This window comes from Psychrobacter sp. 4Dc (genome assembly GCF_002836715.1).
GTDB lineage: Bacteria > Pseudomonadota > Gammaproteobacteria > Pseudomonadales > Moraxellaceae > Psychrobacter.
The window spans coordinates 1-406 of sequence record NZ_PJAT01000051.1 but is presented as its reverse complement, the minus strand read 5'-3'; the positions used below and the strand labels follow the sequence as shown (position 1 = coordinate 406).

1 pseudogene is annotated in these 406 nt (G+C 41.9%); it reads right to left on the bottom strand.

The features are described from left to right. Positions 1–317: pseudogene (locus CXF61_RS02775) on the bottom strand (IS982 family transposase); the annotation flags it as partial. Between the last annotated feature and the right edge of the window lie 89 nt (positions 318–406).

The window sequence follows — 406 nt, the reverse complement described above, 5'->3', positions numbered from 1 at the left end:
ATGTTGTCACGGCCTTCAATTTGACTGACGTTATCTTGTATCTGCTGTTTGACTTGCCACAGATTGGCGCAGTGCTTTGCGAAGTTAGGGTATGAGCCGATGGCTGGAAACCAGTCTTGCCAATGCTGGGTAAAGTATTGCCAAATTTGTTTGTCTTGATCTAGGTGTAAAAATTCACCGACCATCTCCATGCAAATAACCTCAGGATCACTTAGCTTTGGCGCGTAACCTGCACTTCGCAAGGGTTTGGTGACGACTATTTTGTAATATTGCTCTACCATTAAATAGATATTGATGATAAATTCGTCTATGGGCATCTCACAACTCCATTGTATTCTTGGTCGAAAACAATAGATTAGTGAGGTGCTCTTCTTTTTTCAATCACTTTCGAAGTTGAGAGTGGGGT